General features: G+C 60.8%; 15 protein-coding genes. 12 read left to right on the forward strand and 3 right to left on the reverse strand.

Annotation, left to right across the window (positions count from 1 at the left end):
* Positions 1–22: 22 nt before the first annotated feature.
* Positions 23–1741: a bifunctional isocitrate dehydrogenase kinase/phosphatase gene (aceK, locus tag AC07V4_RS09405; RefSeq protein WP_492635841.1), complete on the reverse strand. Its 1719-nt coding sequence runs from the start codon at positions 1739–1741 to the stop codon at positions 23–25.
* Positions 1742–2142: 401 nt separating this feature from the next.
* On the opposite strand from aceK, the gene AC07V4_RS09410 reads away from it, so the two are divergent.
* Both AC07V4_RS09410 and AC07V4_RS09415 read left to right on the forward strand, forming a co-directional pair.
* Complete coding sequence (locus AC07V4_RS09410; RefSeq protein ID WP_495029362.1) at positions 2143–3753, forward strand: methyl-accepting chemotaxis protein; 1611 nt, start codon at positions 2143–2145, stop codon at positions 3751–3753.
* Positions 3754–3805: 52 nt separating this feature from the next.
* Entirely contained in the window at positions 3806–4690 is an 885-nt protein-coding gene (locus AC07V4_RS09415; protein ID WP_492635839.1) for a DMT family transporter, read from the forward strand.
* 138 nt (positions 4691–4828) lie between these two features.
* On the opposite strand, the gene AC07V4_RS09420 is transcribed toward AC07V4_RS09415, so the two are convergent.
* Positions 4829–5689: a DMT family transporter gene (locus AC07V4_RS09420; protein ID WP_431752489.1), complete on the reverse strand. Its 861-nt coding sequence runs from the start codon at positions 5687–5689 to the stop codon at positions 4829–4831.
* A 419-nt stretch (positions 5690–6108) separates the two neighbouring features.
* On the opposite strand from AC07V4_RS09420, the gene AC07V4_RS09425 reads away from it, so the two are divergent.
* Both AC07V4_RS09425 and AC07V4_RS09430 read left to right on the forward strand, forming a co-directional pair.
* A complete protein-coding gene (locus tag AC07V4_RS09425; RefSeq protein ID WP_492635838.1) occupies positions 6109–6900 on the forward strand; it encodes a CPBP family intramembrane glutamic endopeptidase in 792 nt (263 codons plus the stop codon).
* A 73-nt stretch (positions 6901–6973) separates the two neighbouring features.
* Positions 6974–8539, forward strand: coding sequence for a methyl-accepting chemotaxis protein (locus AC07V4_RS09430; protein WP_492635837.1), 1566 nt, complete (start codon positions 6974–6976; stop codon positions 8537–8539).
* A gap of 102 nt (positions 8540–8641) precedes the next feature.
* Here the strand turns inward: AC07V4_RS09430 and AC07V4_RS09435 are convergent, their stop codons facing one another.
* Positions 8642–9334 carry an alpha/beta family hydrolase gene (locus AC07V4_RS09435; RefSeq protein WP_492635836.1) on the reverse strand — a complete coding sequence of 231 codons (693 nt, stop codon included), beginning with the start codon at positions 9332–9334 and terminating at the stop codon, positions 8642–8644.
* A gap of 79 nt (positions 9335–9413) precedes the next feature.
* Between AC07V4_RS09435 and ccoN (AC07V4_RS09440) the strand changes: the two genes are divergently transcribed.
* The 8 genes from ccoN (AC07V4_RS09440) (at position 9414) to ccoP (AC07V4_RS09475) (ending at position 16171) form a co-directional block, all read left to right on the forward strand.
* Positions 9414–10838, forward strand: coding sequence for a cytochrome-c oxidase, cbb3-type subunit I (gene ccoN, locus AC07V4_RS09440; RefSeq protein ID WP_431752485.1), 1425 nt, complete (start codon positions 9414–9416; stop codon positions 10836–10838).
* A gap of 10 nt (positions 10839–10848) precedes the next feature.
* Positions 10849–11457 (forward strand): cytochrome-c oxidase, cbb3-type subunit II, encoded by a 609-nt coding sequence (ccoO, locus tag AC07V4_RS09445; protein WP_134656962.1) that lies wholly within the window; start codon positions 10849–10851, stop codon positions 11455–11457.
* Positions 11458–11460: 3 nt separating this feature from the next.
* The gene (locus AC07V4_RS09450; protein ID WP_071483007.1) at positions 11461–11661 is read left to right on the forward strand and encodes a cbb3-type cytochrome oxidase subunit 3; all 201 of its coding nucleotides are present in this window, start codon (positions 11461–11463) and stop codon (positions 11659–11661) included.
* The gene (ccoP, locus tag AC07V4_RS09455; protein ID WP_492635835.1) at positions 11658–12605 is read left to right on the forward strand and encodes a cytochrome-c oxidase, cbb3-type subunit III; all 948 of its coding nucleotides are present in this window, start codon (positions 11658–11660) and stop codon (positions 12603–12605) included. The genes AC07V4_RS09450 and ccoP (AC07V4_RS09455) overlap by 4 nt, the downstream gene beginning before the upstream one ends.
* Before the next feature lie 350 nt (positions 12606–12955).
* Positions 12956–14398 (forward strand): cytochrome-c oxidase, cbb3-type subunit I, encoded by a 1443-nt coding sequence (gene ccoN / locus AC07V4_RS09460; RefSeq protein ID WP_431752483.1) that lies wholly within the window; start codon positions 12956–12958, stop codon positions 14396–14398.
* Entirely contained in the window at positions 14398–15006 is a 609-nt protein-coding gene (gene ccoO, locus AC07V4_RS09465; RefSeq protein ID WP_003193167.1) for a cytochrome-c oxidase, cbb3-type subunit II, read from the forward strand. Before ccoN (AC07V4_RS09460) ends, ccoO (AC07V4_RS09465) begins: the two co-directional genes overlap by 1 nt.
* A gap of 5 nt (positions 15007–15011) precedes the next feature.
* Positions 15012–15197 carry a CcoQ/FixQ family Cbb3-type cytochrome c oxidase assembly chaperone gene (locus AC07V4_RS09470; RefSeq protein ID WP_032831505.1) on the forward strand — a complete coding sequence of 62 codons (186 nt, stop codon included), beginning with the start codon at positions 15012–15014 and terminating at the stop codon, positions 15195–15197.
* The gene (gene ccoP / locus AC07V4_RS09475; RefSeq protein WP_492635834.1) at positions 15194–16171 is read left to right on the forward strand and encodes a cytochrome-c oxidase, cbb3-type subunit III; all 978 of its coding nucleotides are present in this window, start codon (positions 15194–15196) and stop codon (positions 16169–16171) included. The genes AC07V4_RS09470 and ccoP (AC07V4_RS09475) overlap by 4 nt, the downstream gene beginning before the upstream one ends.
* Positions 16172–16266: the final 95 nt, after the last annotated feature.

Genomic DNA, 16266 nt, shown 5'->3' on the forward strand with positions numbered 1-16266 from the left:
GCGATCGCTCGGTAAATCAAGTTCAAGAAAAGTGATCGCGCTCCTTGCGCCGGTACGGAAACACATCAATGACCTTGCCGGCGCGAATCGCCTCTTGCAGCCCTTTCCAGTAATCGGCGTTGTACAACTCGCCATGCAGCTCATCGAACAGCTTGCGCTGGCCGGCGTCGGCAAACAGGAACGGTGGGAACTCCTCCGGGAACACGTCCAGCGGGCCAATGGAATACCAGGGCTCCGAGGCCATTTCATCCTCGGGAGTACGTGGCGCCGGGATGTGGCGGAAGTTGGCCTCGGTGAGAAAGCAGATCTCGTCGTAGTCGTAGAACACCACGCGGCCATGACGGGTGACGCCGAAATTTTTCAGCAACATGTCGCCGGGGAAGATGTTCGCCGCCGCCAGTTGCTTGATGGCCAGGCCGTAGTCTTCCAGCGCTTCGCGCACCTGGGCAGGGTTGGCGTTGTCGAGATAGAGGTTGAGCGGGGTCATGCGCCGTTCGGTCCAGCAGTGGCGGATGAGCACGGTATCGCCTTCCACTTCGACGGTACCCGCCGCGACTTCCAGCAGCTCGGCCAGGCACTCGGGTTCGAACTTGCTCAGGGGAAAGCGGAAGTCGGCGAACTCCTGGGTGTCGGCCATGCGTCCAACCCGGTCGACGCTTTTGACCAGGCGGTACTTCTCGATCACCGTGGCGCGGTTAACGTTTTTCGACGGCGAAAAGCGGTCCTTGATGATCTTGAACACGGTATTGAAGCCCGGCAGGGTAAACACGCTCATGACCATACCGCGCACGCCGGGGGCCATGATGAAGCGGTCATCGGTGCCGGCCAGGTGGTTGATCAATGCGCGATAGAACTCCGACTTGCCGTGCTTGTAGAAACCTATGGAGGTGTACAGCTCCGCAATGTGCTTACCGGGCAGGATGCGCTTGAGAAAGCCGATGAACTCCGCCGGCACCGGCACATCGACCATGAAGTAGGAACGGGTGAACGAGAAGATGATCGACACGTCGGCTTCATCGGTGATCAACGCATCGATCTGAATACCGCGTCCTTCGCGATGCAGCAGCGGAATCACCAGCGGCCATTGTTCATCGCGGGTGTAGAGGCGCCCTACCAGATATGCGCCTTTATTGCGGTAGAGTACCGAGGAAAACAGCTCGACGGTAAGGTCCGGGTCTTTGCATACCCAATCCGGCAGGTTTTCCCGCAGCTGGGCTTCCAAGCGAAGCAGGTCGGCGGGCAGGTCGGCATAGGGCTCGCTGAAGCGGTAGTCGGCGAAGATTTGCGTCAACATCTCGGCGATTTTGCCGTTCGGCGTGTACAGCCGAGTTTGTGCCGCTCGCGCCCGACGCAGGCTCGGCCGTGTTGTGTGGATGAACATGCAGCCGTCGCTGATCAGGTCATGGCTGAACAGGCCGCAAAACACCGAGTTGTACCAGGTCTCCGACAGCTCATCGTCGAAGCGCAGGTCGATCAGGCCGATGTAGGCGCTCTTGACCAGAGGCCATAGGTCTACCTCGAGCAGCACCGTTTCCTCGAAACCCGCTCGCAGGCGCGCCGTGACTTCGCCCACTTTTTCTTCATACAGGTTGATACGCGCCGCCGACGCCGCCTGCCCCTGCTGCCATTGAGCCTTCTCGAAACGCTCGCGGGCGCCATCGGTGATGCGGCGGAAGTGCTCACGGTAATCATCAAAACCATCGAGGATCATCCGGGCGATTGCGAGGGCGTGCTGCGACATGCGGGAAACCTCTACGGGTATCTGGAAGCCCTGAGCTTAGCCAGTGAAGCGAGGCAGGAGAAGGATGATTTTGCGCGCGCAGCCGTACAACTTTATTCAACGCTTGGATTTATTTTTAACTTTCACAATTCGACCACGCAGTCAGCAAACCCAGCAAAAAGCCCCGCACCCCAGCCTATGCCCCCGTAACGGCGTGGCTTGGCGTTGTCAGGGGGCAAAGCGCTGAGTGCAGCGTGCTAGAGCCGATGCAAGCGTTTTGATAGCGCATAAGGGAAACCCTGATTACCACATTGATGGCACTTTGATATACAGCGCGCCCTTCTCCCCCCTGACAAGGTCAGAAGACTGATCCGGGAACAGGTTCTAATCGTCCAAGGAGCATTGAGATGTCATTGAGGAATATGCGAATCGGTCTGCGTGCCAGTCTGAGTTTTGGGGTGCTGGCCGCCCTGTTGGTCACTGTCGGGCTGTTTAGTCTGGGACAGATGTCCAAGCTACGGGAAAGCGCGTTGATCATCGAAGACTCGTGGATGCCAAGCATCGAGAACATTCACGATGCCGCCGCTTGCATTGCCAGTATCCGCCTGGAATCCATGCGCATGGCAACGACCGACGAATCGCGGATTCGCGACAACAGCAAAAACCTGATCGCGAGCCGGCGCAGCGAACTGCAGGCCTTTCTCAAGCACCACGAAAGCCTGCTCAGCGGTGACGAAGAACGCGGGATGCTCAACCAGCTCAAGAGCAACGTGAACACTTACGTCGGCCTCGTCAGCCAGATGGTCGATCTGGTCGACAAGGACCAGCAACAAGACGCTATCGACCTGCTGTCCACCCGCGTCGGGCCCCAAGGCACGATTCTCAATAAAAGCCTGGAAGACCTGATCACCTTCAACCAGAAAGGCGTGGAAGACGCCGCTGGCTTGGCCGCCCAGGTGTATGCCAACGCGCAGTGGGTGGTCGGCCTGATCATCCTGTGTGCGCTGATCGCCACGTTACTACTGGCCTGGCTGCTGACTCGCAGCATCACCGCGCCCATCGCCCAGGCCCTGACCGTGGCGCGCACCATTGCCGCCGGCGACTTGAGTCAATCCATTGCTGTTCACGGCCAAGACGAACCGGCGCAATTGCTCACCGCCCTGGCCACCATGCAACAACAGTTGCAGACCACCATCCGTGGCATCAGTGAGTCGGCGCAGCAGCTGGCCTCCGCCGCCGAAGAGATGAGTTCGGTGATGGAGCAGAGCACCCGAGGCCTGCAAGCACAGAACGATGAAATCGAGCAGGCCGCCACAGCGGTGAACGAGATGAGCGCAGCCGTGGATGAAGTGGCGGGCAACGCGGTGTCCAGCGCCGAGGCGTCCAAAGCATCGGACGAAGACAGCAAGCACGGCCACTACCAGATCAGCGAAACCATCAGCTCGATCCAGAGTCTGGTGGACGAAGTGCTCGGCGCTTCGAACAAAGCCGAAAGCCTGGCGCTGCAAGCTCAAGACATCAGCAAAGTGCTGGAAGTGATTCGTGGCATCGCCGGGCAAACCAACCTGCTGGCACTCAATGCCGCCATTGAAGCGGCGCGCGCCGGTGAGGCCGGGCGCGGGTTTGCGGTAGTTGCCGATGAAGTACGCTCCCTGGCGCAACGCACCCAGGATTCCACCGAAGAAATCGAACAGATGATCAACGGCATCCAGCAAGGCACCCAAGGCACCGTCGACGCCCTGAACAGCAGCGCCGAACACGCCGGTGAAACCCTGCAACGGGCCAACAGTGCCGGCAGCGCGCTGGAAAAAATCACCGCCGCCATCTCGCAGATCAGCCAGCGCAACCTGGTGATCGCCAGTGCCGCCGAACAACAGGCGCTGGTGGCCCGTGACGTGGACCGCAGCCTGGTGAACATCCGCGACCTGTCCACCCAAACCGCCGCCGGCGCTACCCAGACCTCGGCGGCCAGCCAGGAACTGTCACGCCTGGCCGTGGACCTCAATGGTTTAGTCACGCGGTTTGTCCTGTAATCCGTCACGCGCTCATGCAACACTCGCCGCCTTATTGAGGTAGGAGTATTCCGTGAGACCTGTCGACACCCTGTATTTGCTGGGGCTGGCTGCCATTTGGGGCGCCAGCTTCCTGTTCATGCGCATCATCGCGCCGGAAATCGGCACGGTGCCGACTGCGTTCTTTCGCGTGTCGATTGCCGCCGCCGGTTTGCTGGTGATCCTGACGGTGATGCGCGTGAACTGGGACTTCCAGGGCAAGTTCAAGACCGTCCTGTTGCTGGGCGTGATCAACTCCGGCATCCCCGCCACCCTGTACTCGGTAGCGGCCCTGGTGCTGCCAGCGGGCTACTCGGCGATCTTCAACGCCACCACGCCGCTGATGGGCGTGCTGATCGGTGGGCTGTTCTTCAGCGAACGGCTGACGCCGTCCAAAATCGCCGGTGTCAGCCTGGGTCTGTTGGGCGTTGGCGTGCTGACGCGCGCCGGACCGGTGTCGTTTGACCTGGAATTGTTGATGGGGGCGCTGGCCTGCCTGTTGGCGACGACTTGCTACGGTTTCGCCGGTTTCCTGGCGCGGCGCTGGCTAGATCAGCGTGGCGGGCTGGACAGCCGGCTCGCCGCCCTGGGTAGCATGCTCGGGGCCACGTTGTTCCTGCTGCCGCTTTTTGCCTACAGCGCCATCAGCCACCCGCCGGCCAGTTGGGGCGGCTGGCAGGTCTGGTCATCGTTGCTTGGACTGGGGCTGGTGTGTACGGCGTTTGCGTACATTCTGTACTTCCGCCTGCTGTCGTCGATCGGGCCGGTGAAGTCGATGACGGTGACCTTCATGATTCCGCCGTTCGGGGTGTTGTGGGGGGCATTGCTGCTGGATGAGCCGCTGTCGATGGCCCATCTGTATGGCGGGATCTTGATTGCCGGAGCGTTGTGGCTGGTACTGCGCCCTAAAAAACTGTAATGAGCGGGCTTGCCCCGCGCTGGGGGGGCGAAGCCGCCCTGAACCCAGCCACCGCGGTCTTTCTGAAACACCGCGGCATCCTTGTTGGGGCGGCTTCACCACCCAGCGCGGGGCAAGCCCGCTCACTACAAACCGGCGTCAGTTTTTACGGAAGACGAAAACCAGGCCGATGATGATCAACCCCATGCCCAACACGCTCAATAACGCGAGCTTGTTGCCAAAGATCAGGTAGTCCATCACTGCCGTCACCGCTGGCACCAGATAGAACAGGCTGGTCACATTCACCAGGTTGCCCCGGGCGATCAGGCGATAGAGCAACAGCGTTGCCAGCAGCGACACCACCAGGCCCATCCACAGCACCGGCAAATAAAAACCCGCGCTGTGTTCATAATGGAATGGCTGGAACGGCACAAACACCGCACACAACAGCAGGCCTGCCAGGTACTGCACCGGCAGCGTGCCCAACGGGTTGTCGGTGATGCGCTTTTGCATGATCGAACCAAAGGTCATGCTCGCCAGCGCCAGCAGCCCGAACAGCATCCCCGCCAGGGACATGCCGGACAAACCAATGCCCTGGTAGACCACCATGATCAGTCCCGCCAACCCCAGCCCCAAACCGAACATCCGGCTGAGCGAACGCTGGCGCTCCATCAGCACCACGGTAAGGATCGGCTGCACGCCCATGATGGTTGCCATCACGCCGGGGGTGACTTTGAGATCCAGGGCCAGCAGATAGAAAATCTGATAAGCCCCCAACAACACCATCCCCGTCGCCACCGCGTACCACAGCGGCTTACCGGGACGCGGCAGTTTCAGTTTAAGCACGGGTATCAACAGCACCAGGCCCACCAGGGCGATGGCAAAACGGATCAGCAGAAAGGCAAAGGGTGATGCATGGGCCAGGCCCAACTTGGAGAAAATCGCCCCGCTGCTCCATAGCAGCACGAACAGGCTCGTCGAGGCCGCCGCGGCCACGGATTGTTTCGAAAAAACAGACATGGTTACCACCTGTCATCAGGCAAAAAAAGCCGACTCAGCAAACGCTGAAGTTCAATGGTTTTTTTCAGGCGGGCAGAGGGGAACAGCGATCAGCTGATCAGCCCGTGATGCCAACACCCGGCGGTGATACGACTGCGTACACCGGCGTGTTGCTGACAGGAGGTGGGTAGTGACTGATCTGCACAGGCTGTTGGTTCCCGCACGGCGCGACCACAGCGTTGACCGCTGAATCGACGACTGCTGTGCATGAGGAAGCTGGCATGTGCTGATCTTTTTGAAGGAATGAAGACGCGACGACTATAACCAGCCGCAAACACATTTTGCAATCACCTCCCCGCACCTTTCGCGTGGAGGAGTTTTCATGCCTGCGAAGAATACCGGTCGTTATAATGCCGCCCAGTTTTCTTCAAGGACCTCCCATGATCACTCTGCCCTGGCTGTACCTGGCGCTTCTTTCCATCGGCTACGTACTGGCCTTGACCTACGGGCAATTGGGCCTGCTGGCCGTCGTCTCGGTCGCCCTGCTGCTGATCGCCGGGTACGCCGTACGCCAGCAACGTACCCCTTGGGCGCGCTACCTCGGCCACGGTCTGTTCATCGTGCTGGCCCTGGGCCTGGCCATGCATTGGTTGCCGGGTTTCTACAATGGGCGCGGCATTGCCCCACAACATTTGACCGCCGATGCAGTCCCCTTCTCGATGTACCTGAACCAGGACAAACCCCTCATCGGCTTCTGGCTGCTGTTGGCCTGCCCATGGATCGTGGCGCGACGTTCGCTGCGCCTGTCGATCTACGCCACCGCCTTGGCGCTGGTCCTGACGGCGGTCGCCGCATTGGGCGGTGCGGCATTACTGGGGATCATCAGTTGGGCGCCGAAATGGCCGGAACAAGCCTGGTTGTGGGTGCTCAACAACCTGCTGCTGGTGACCCTGGTGGAAGAAGCGTTGTTCCGTGGCTACATACAGGACGGCCTGAGCCAACGCTTCAAGCATCTGCCCTACGGCGAAAACCTTGCGCTACTGCTGGCTTCGTTGCTGTTCGGGCTGGCGCACCTGGGCGCAGGCTGGCAGTGGGTACTGCTGGCAACCATCGCCGGCGCCGGTTACGGCCTGGCCTACCGCTTTGGGGGCTTGGGTGCGGCGATTGCCACGCACTTTGGCTTGAATCTGCTTCACTTCGGGTTGTTTACCTACCCGATGCTAGCCGGCTGATTGTTGCAAAAATAAGTTAAATAAAAGCCTGTAGCGGCCGACAACCCTTGAAAGCCTTGCGGATTGAACAATCATGCGTAATAACCAACCCGTTACCCAGCGCGAACGTACCTTCCCCGCTCAGCAACGGTTGATCTCCACCACAGACGCCAAAGGGGTCATCACCTACTGCAACGACGCTTTTGTCGAAATCAGTGGGTTTACCCGCGACGAACTGATCCGCGCGCCGCACAACCTCGTGCGCCACCCGGATGTGCCGTCGGCCGTGTTCGCGCACATGTGGTCCACGCTCAAACAAGGCTTGCCATGGATGGGCATTGTCAAGAACCGCTGCAAGACCGGCGATCACTACTGGGTCAACGCCTATGTGACGCCCGTTTTCGATGGCAACCAGGTGGTCGGCTACGAATCGGTGCGCATCAAGCCTACCGCCGAGCAGATCCGCCGGGCCGAAGCGCTCTACCAACGCATCAACCAGGGCAAGTCCGCCGTGCCTCAACGGGACAAGTGGCTGCCGGTGTTGCAGGACTGGCTGCCGTTTATCCTGGTCAGCCAACTGAGCTTCATGATCGGTGCGTCGCTCAACTCCCACTGGGGCTTTGCCCTGGCGGCAGGGTTGTCGGTGCCGCTGGGCCTGCTGGGCCTGAGCTGGCAACAGCGTGGCCTCAAGCGCCTGCTGCGCCTGGCCGAACAGACCACATCCGACCCATTGATCGCGCAGATGTACACCGACAGCCGTGGTGCACAGGCGCGGTTGGAGATGTCGATCCTCAGCCAGGAGGCACGCCTGAAGACCTGCCTCACCCGCCTGCAGGACACCGCCGAGCACCTCAACGACCAGGCGGCACAATCCAACACGCTGGCGCATAACAGCTCCAGTGGCCTGGAACGCCAGCGCGTCGAGACTGAGCAGGTAGCGACCGCCGTCAACCAGATGGCCGCCACCACCCAGGAAGTCGCCAGCCACGTGCAACGCACCGCCGATGCGACCCAAGAGGCCAATCGCCTGACCGGCCGTGGCCGCGATATCGCCGGGGAAACCCGCGAGGCGATTCAGCGCCTGTCCGTTGCCGTGGGTGAAACTGGCGTGACCGTCACCCAACTGGCCAAGGACAGCGATGAAATCGGCGGCGTGGTCGACGTGATCAAAGGCATCGCCGACCAGACCAACCTGCTGGCGCTCAACGCTGCCATCGAAGCGGCCCGCGCCGGCGAGATGGGCCGTGGTTTTGCGGTCGTGGCCGACGAAGTCCGCCAATTGGCCCAGCGTACTGCGGAGTCCACCGGACAGATCCACACCCTGATCGCCAAGCTGCAGCAAACCGCCAGTGCCGCCGTACAAACCATGGACGCCGGGCATCGCCAGGCCGAAGAAGGTGTGGCACGGGTAATGGAAGCCGATCAGGCGTTGGTGGGCATCAGTGAAGCGGTGGCCAATATCACCGACATGACCACCCAGATCGCAGCGGCGACCGAAGAGCAAAGCGCTGTTGCCGAAGAGATCAGCCGCAACATCAGCACCATTGCGCTGTTGGCAGACCAGACCTCGGAGCAGGCGCTGAACTCGGCGCAGTTGAGTGAAGAGCTGACCCATACCGCCAATACCCAGTACTCGCTGGTAGAGCGCTTCAACCGGTAGATCGCTATCGCAGGCAAGCTAGCTCCCACATTGGACTGGGTTCACAGACTTTGATCTGTGAATACATTCAAATGTGGGAGCTGGCTTGCCTGCGATGAGGCCCTAGTAGGCGCCGATGAACTTAGCCACTTGCACCGCCGCAACCTCCAGATGCTGCTCATGACTGAACCCCGAAGCCTTCAACGGCTTCAAGTCATGATCCCCCGCCACCAGCCACATCACTTCGATGTTCGGCGATAACGCATACCCCTCGACCGCCGCCCGATTGCCCAGGGCATCCCGCTCGCCTTGCACAATCAACGTCGGCGTCTTCAATCCGGCCAGATGCTCGACCCGGGGCTTTTCCGGCTTGCCCACTGCATAAAACGGATAACCCAGGCACACCAGCCCATCAGCGCCCAGCTCATCGGCCAACAAACTGGCCATGCGCCCGCCCATGGACTTGCCACCAATCGCCAGTTTCCCAGCGACATGACGTCGCACTTGGGCATATACCTCACGCCAGCATTCCAGCAATTTCGGCGCCGGATTCGGGGGGCGCTTACCGCCGTCCACCCGACGCTGGGCCATGTAGGGAAACTCAAAGCGCAACACGTTCACACCATGCCCGGCAAGGCGTGCAGCCATATCGTTCATGAACGACGAGTCCATCGGCGCGCCGGCGCCATGGGCCAGGATCAGGGTCGCAGGCTCACGCGCGATAGACCCTGTCGCGGCATCCCACAACCAGCCGCGTTCCTGTACGCAGTGCGCCCATTGATCCCCGTCAATACTGGCCTTGTGCTCTTTGCCCATGCTTGCCTCGCTTTTTAGTCTGCCTATAACTCCAGCCCAAGTGCCGCATTGGCTTGGGTTGAACCGTGGATGGGGAACCATGAACACTACTTTAAGTACCGCCTATAACTACAAGGTGGTCCGCCAATTCGCCATTATGACGGTGGTGTGGGGCATCGTCGGCATGGGGCTCGGGGTTTTTCTCGCCGCCCAATTGGTCTGGCCTGCACTCAACTTCGATTTGCCCTGGACCAGTTTCGGTCGCTTGCGCCCACTGCACACCAACGCGGTGATCTTCGCCTTCGGCGGCTGCGCACTGTTCGCCAGCTCCTTCTACTCGGTACAACGCACCTGCCAGACGCAGCTGTTCGCGCCGAAAATCGCTGCGTTCTGCTTCTGGGGCTGGCAACTGGTGATTGTACTGGCGGCCATCAGCCTGCCGCTGGGCTACACCACCTCCAAGGAATACGCCGAACTGGAATGGCCGATCGCGATTTTGATCGCCATCGTCTGGGTCGCCTACGGCGTCGTGTTCTTCGGCACAGTGATGAAGCGCAAGACCAAGCACATCTACGTCGGCAACTGGTTCTTCGGTGCATTCATCATCACCGTGGCCATCCTGCACATTGTCAACCACGCCTCCCTGCCGGTGAGCTGGACCAAGTCCTACTCGGCCTACGGCGGTGCGACAGATGCCATGGTGCAGTGGTGGTATGGGCACAACGCGGTGGGCTTTTTCCTGACCGCGGGCTTCCTGGGGATGATGTACTACTTCGTGCCCAAGCAGGCCGAGCGTCCGGTATATTCCTATCGCTTGTCCATCGTGCACTTCTGGGCGCTGATCACCCTGTACATCTGGGCCGGTCCGCACCACCTGCACTACACCGCTCTGCCGGATTGGGCGCAGTCCCTGGGCATGGTGATGTCCCTGGTGCTGCTGGCGCCGAGCTGGGGCGGCATGATCAACGGCATGATGACCTTGTCGGGCGCCTGGCATAAGTTGCGCAGCGACCCGATCCTGCGCTTCCTGGTCGTCTCCCTGGCCTTCTACGGCATGTCGACGTTCGAAGGCCCGATGATGGCGATCAAGACCGTCAACGCCCTCTCCCACTACACCGATTGGACCATCGGCCACGTACACGCCGGCGCCCTCGGTTGGGTGGCGATGATTTCCATCGGCGCGCTGTACCACATGATCCCCAAAGTCTTCGGTCGCGAGCAGATGTACAGCCTCGGCCTGATCAACGCGCACTTCTGGCTGGCCACCATCGGCACCGTGCTCTACATCGCCTCGATGTGGGTCAACGGCATCGCCCAGGGCCTGATGTGGCGTGCGGTCAACGAAGACGGCACCTTGACCTACTCCTTCGTCGAAACCCTGGTGGCCAGCCACCCAGGCTTCATCGTGCGGTTGGTGGGCGGTGCGGTGTTCCTCACCGGCATGTTGCTGATGGCTTACAACACCTGGCGCACCGTGCGTTCGGCGCAGCCAGTCGAAGCCGCCACCACTGCGCAGCTGGCCTGAGGAGTCTGTGATGAAACACGAAACGATTGAAAAGAACGTCGGCCTGTTGATGCTGCTGATGGTATTCGCCGTAAGCATCGGCGGCCTGACCCAGATCGTCCCGCTGTTCTTCCAGGACGTGACCAACAAACCGGTGGAAGGCATGAAGCCCTACACCGCGCTGCAACTGGAAGGCCGTGACATCTACATCCGCGAAGGCTGCGTACAGTGCCACTCGCAGATGATCCGCCCGTTCCGCGCCGAGACCGAGCGCTACGGCCATTACTCGGTGGCCGGTGAAAGCGTGTGGGACCACCCGTTCCTGTGGGGCTCCAAGCGCACCGGGCCGGACCTGGCGCGCGTTGGCGCACGTTACTCGGACGATTGGCACCGCGCGCACTTGTACAACCCGCGCAACGTGGTGCCGGAGTCGAAAATGCCGGCCTACCCGTGGCTGGTCACGGCGCCGGTCGACAGCAGCCACACCGAAACCAAGTTGAAAGTGATGCGCACCCTCGGCGTGCCCTACACCGACGACGACATCAGTGGCGCCGTCGCCAGCCTCAAGGGCAAGACCGAGATGGACGCGCTGGTTTCGTACCTGCAAGTACTCGGCACTGCCATCAAGAGCAAGAGGTGAGCCATGGGATTTGAATTCGATGCGGGCACCATCCGCGGCCTCGGCACGCTGGTGGTCGCCATCGCCTTTATCGGCTTGTCGCTGTGGGTGTTCAACAACCGGCGCAACGCGGAATTCGAGCAGGCGCGCCTGCTGCCGTTCGCCGATGAACCCTCTCCATCCGACGCTCAAGAAGAGCCTGCAACAAGGAGCACTCGGCCATGACTACCTTTTGGAGTACATGGATCTGCGTACTGACCCTCGGCAGCCTGATCGGCCTGACCTGGCTGTTGATCGGCACCCGCAAGGGCGAGACCAAGGGCAGCGTCGACCAGACCATGGGCCATGCCTTCGATGGCATCGAGGAATACGACAACCCGCTGCCGCAATGGTGGTTCATGCTGTTCGCCGGCACCCTGGTGTTTGCTGTCGGCTACCTGATCCTCTACCCGGGCCTGGGCAATTGGAAAGGCGTGCTGCCGGGCTATGAAGACGGCTGGACCCAGAACAAGGAATGGGATAAGGAAATGGCCAAGGCCGACGCCAAGTTCGGGCCGATCTTCGCCAAATTCGCGGCCATGCCGGTGGAAGAAGTGGCCAAAGACCCGCAAGCGTTGAAAATGGGCGGCCGCTTGTTCGCCTCCAACTGCGCGGTGTGCCACGGCTCGGATGCCAAGGGTGCGTATGGTTTCCCGAACCTGGCGGACACTATCTGGCGCTGGGGTGGTTCGGCCGAAGCGATCAAGACCACCATCTTGAATGGCCGCCACGCGGCGATGCCGGCCTGGGGAGAAATACTGGGCGAGGACGGTGTGAAAAACGTCGCCGCCTATGTGCGTCACGACCTGGCCAAACTGCCATTGCCGGCCAACAGCACGGCTGATCTGGCGGCAGGCCAAGCGGCCTTCAATACGACTTGCGTGGCGTGTCACGGCCCGCAAGGCCACGGCATGGAAGCCATGGGTGCGCCGAACCTTACCGAGCCTGCCGGTTTTATCTACGGCACCAGCCTGGCACAGTTGCAACAGACTATCCGCCACGGCCGACAAGGCCAGATGCCAGCGCAAGATGTGCTGCAAGGCAATGACAAAGTGCACTTGCTCGCCGCCTACGTCTACAGCCTGTCCCACAACGCTGATGGCGCAACGCCAGAAAGCCAACCGCAATAGCTGCTGACTGCCGCCCCAATTTGGGGCGGCAGCTCTACCGCTCTACGCGACCAAGTGTCGCACCCATCCAAAGCGCAACTTTCCCCTCCTGCCATTCGGGTCTACGCTTGCTTGCACAGCGGACTGATCCTGGCGTACGCAACGACTCCTGTCGCGACCCTGAATTTTTCTTGTCCACTCGATCAGCTTTTCATTTCGGATTTTGTCCCTACGCCAAACATGGAAAGGGCGCAGAATCTGGCGTGGAACGCATTGATACAGGTCAGCCATTGCGTTGCAATGGCCCCTCGCTTTCTACATACTTGCGGCCGATTTTACCTATAAAAAAACCTAAACCGTGGAACCTTAGAATGAGCACAGCAATCAGTCCGACTGCTTATAACTATAAGGTAGTCCGCCAGTTCGCCATCATGACGGTGGTCTGGGGGATCCTTGGCATGGGGCTCGGGGTGTTCATCGCCTCGCAACTGGTTTGGCCGGAATTGAATTTCGGTTTGCCATGGACGACCTTCGGCCGCCTGCGCCCGCTGCACACCAACCTGGTGATTTTCGCCTTCGGCGGATGTGCATTGTTTGCCACCTCCTACTATGTCGTGCAGCGAACCTGCCAGACGCGACTGATCTCCGATGGACTCGCGGCCTTCACCTTCTGGGGCTGGCAAGCCGTCATCCTCGGCGCCGTCATCACCCTGCCCCTGGGCTACACCACCACCAAGGAATACGCCGAGCTGGAATGGCCGATCGCCATTTTGCTCGCCATCGTGTGGGTGACTTACGCCGTGGTGTTCTTCGGCACCATCGTCAAGCGCAAGACCAAGCACATCTATGTGGGGAACTGGTTCTACGGCGCGTTCATCCTGGTGACGGCGATGCTGCACATCGTCAACCACGCCTCCTTGCCGGTGAGCTTCTTCAAATCCTACTCGGCCTACGCCGGGGCGACGGACGCGATGATCCAGTGGTGGTACGGCCACAACGCCGTGGGTTTCTTCCTCACCACCGGTTTCCTGGGGATGATGTACTACTTCGTGCCCAAGCAGGCCGAACGTCCGATCTACTCCTATCGCCTGTCCATCGTGCACTTCTGGGCGCTGATCACCCTGTACATCTGGGCCGGCCCTCACCACCTGCACTACACCGCTCTGCCGGATTGGGCGCAGTCGTTGGGCATGGCGATGTCGATCATCCTGCTGGCCCCGAGCTGGGGCGGCATGATCAACGGCATGATGACCCTGTCGGGCGCCTGGCATAAATTGCGCACCGACCCGATCCTGCGCTTCCTCGTGGTATCGCTGGCGTTCTACGGCATGTCGACCTTCGAAGGGCCGATGATGGCGATCAAGACCGTCAACTCGCTGTCCCACTACACCGACTGGACCATCGGCCACGTGCACGCCGGTGCCTTGGGCTGGGTGGCGATGATCTCCATCGGCGCGCTGTACCACATGATCCCCAAACTGTTCGGCCGTGCGCAGATGCACAGCGTCGGGCTGATCAACGCGCACTTCTGGCTGGCGACCATCGGCACCGTGCTCTACATCGCCTCGATGTGGGTCAACGGCATCACCCAAGGTCTGATGTGGCGTGCGATCAACGATGACGGCACCCTCACCTACTCCTTCGTCGAAGCGCTGCAAGCCAGCCATCCGGGCTACATCGTGCGTGCCCTGGGCGGTGCGTTCTTCGCCAGCGGCATGTTCCTCATGGCCTACAACGTCTGGCGCACCGTGCGTGCCGCCGACCCAGCTGAAGCCGAAGCCGCCGCCAAGATCGCCGTTGTGGGAGCCCACTGATGAAGCATGAAGTAGTCGAGAAGAATATCGGCCTGCTGGCCTTCTTCATGGTCATCGCCGTGAGCATCGGCGGCCTGACCCAGATCGTTCCGCTGTTCTTCCAGGACGTGACCAACAAGCCGGTCGAAGGCATGAAGCCACGCACCGCCCTTGAACTGGAAGGCCGCGACGTCTACATCGCCAACGGTTGTGTCGGCTGCCATTCGCAGATGATCCGCCCGTTCCGCGCCGAAACCGAACGCTACGGCCACTACTCGGTCGCCGGCGAAAGCGTGTGGGACCACCCGTTCCTGTGGGGTTCCAAGCGCACCGGCCCGGATCTGGCCCGTGTCGGCGGTCGTTACTCCGATGACTGGCAACGTGCGCACTTGTACAACCCGCGCAACGTGGTGCCTGAATCTAAAATGCCGGCGTACCCGTTCCTCGTGGAAAACAAGCTCGACGGCAAGGACACCGCGAAGAAGATGGAAGTCTTGCGCACCCTGGGCGTGCCCTACACCGATGAAGACATCGCCGGTGCAGCCGCCGCCGTGAAGGGCAAGACCGAAATGGACGCATTGGTGGCCTACCTGCAGGGCCTTGGCACCATCATCAAAAGCAAACGGTGATCTTCATGGATATCGGGATGATTCGTGGCCTGGGCACCGTTGTCGTGATGGTGGCCTTTGTCGGCCTGGCGTTGTGGGTGTTCAGCCCCAAGCGCAAGTCGGAGTTTGAAGACGCGACCTTGCTGCCCTTTGCGGATGATCCCGAAGCCATCAAGCACGTCGAGCAAGCTTCTAGGAGTAACAAAGAATGACTACGTTCTGGAGTCTGTACGTCACAGTCCTCAGTCTGGGTACCATCTTCGCCCTGACCTGGCTGCTGCTGTCCACCCGCCGGGGCCAGCGCGCCGAGCAGACCGACGAGACCGTCGGCCACGCGTTCGACGGTATCGAGGAATACGACAACCCGCTGCCGAAATGGTGGTTCATGCTGTTCGTCGGCACCATCGTCTTCGCCCTCGGCTACCTGGCACTCTACCCCGGCCTGGGCAACTGGAAGGGCCTGCTGCCGGGCTACAACTACCTCGATACCGACAAGCAAACCCCGTTCGCCAACGGCCAGACCGGCTGGACCGGCGTACACGAATGGGAAAAGGAAATGGCCAAGTCGGACGCCAAGTTCGGCCCGATCTTCGCCAAGTTCGCCGCGATGCCGATTGAAGAAGTGGCCAAGGACCCACAAGCCTTGAAGATGGGTGGCCGCCTGTTCGCCTCCAACTGCTCGGTATGCCACGGTTCCGACGCCAAGGGTGCCTACGGTTTTCCCAACCTGACCGACGCCGACTGGCGCTGGGGCGGCGAGCCGGCCACCATCAAGGAAACCATCATGAAAGGCCGCCATGCGGTGATGCCGGCCTGGGCCGACGTGATCGGCGAACAAGGCGTGGCCGACGTGGCGGGTTTCGTGGTAACCAACCTTGACGGCCGCAAGTTGCCCGAAGGTGCCAAGGCCGACGTGGCCAACGGCGAGAAACTCTTCGCCACCAACTGCGTGGCCTGCCACGGCCCAGCCGGTAAAGGCACACCCGCAATGGGCGCCCCCGACCTGACCCATCCGGGTGCATTCATCTACGGCTCCAGCTTTGCCCAACTGCAACAGACCATCCGTTATGGCCGTCAGGGCCAGATGCCTGCGCAGGAGCAACTGCAAGGCAATGACAAGGTGCACTTGCTGGCGGCGTATGTTTACAGCTTGTCCCATGGGGACAAGAAGGCTGAGGAGCAATAAAAGCCGCTGCAATACCAATGTGGGAGGGGGCTTGCCCCCGATTGCAGTGTGTCAGTCAGTGCATCTGTCACTGATCCACCGCTATCGGGGGCAAG

Source organism: Pseudomonas sp. GW821-FHT03A09 (genome assembly GCF_059421065.1).